The organism is Paenibacillus tabacirhizosphaerae, assembly GCF_040812395.1.
Lineage (GTDB): Bacteria > Bacillota > Bacilli > Paenibacillales > NBRC-103111 > Paenibacillus_E.
The window spans coordinates 1-530 of the sequence record NZ_JBFNXH010000094.1; the positions used below are offsets into that span (position 1 = coordinate 1).

1 protein-coding gene is annotated in these 530 nt (G+C 57.4%); it reads left to right on the forward strand.

The genetic code is table 11. The annotated features are described in order from the left end of the window. A partial coding sequence (locus ABRS97_RS28130; RefSeq protein WP_367859154.1) for an AMP-binding protein occupies positions 1 to 530 on the forward strand: 530 nt, incomplete at both ends.

The window sequence follows — 530 nt, forward strand, 5'->3', positions numbered from 1 at the left end:
GAGGGCCAAGAGCATTTGCTGGAGAAGCCGTTCCACGTATACGTGGAGGAACAGGTACAGAGAACACCCGAGCAAACGGCTGTCGTCTATATGGATCGCCAGCTTACGTATCGCGAGCTGAACGAACAAGCAAACCGGCTGGCCTGTGCGCTGCGTGCTTCCGGCATCGGCCCAGAATCGATTGTCGGCATTTTGGCTGATCGCAGCGTGGAACTGATCGTCGCTGTACTAGCGGTATGGAAGGCGGGAGGCGCGTATGTGCCGCTCGATCCTGATTATCCGTCCGACCGTATCCAATTCATGCTCGCGGATAGCGGTGCTGTGGTGCTGCTGACCCAGTCCCATCTGCTGCACTTGACGCAAAGCGAGGTGTCTGCCAAGGGTGGGGCGCGGCAAACCGTCATGTACCTGGACGACCTTTCTATCTATACAAGCGAGACAACGGATGCGCCATCTGTCAATGAGCCGCAGGATTTGGCTTACGTCATCTACACGTCTGGAACGACGGGCCGCCCGAAAGGCGTGATGAT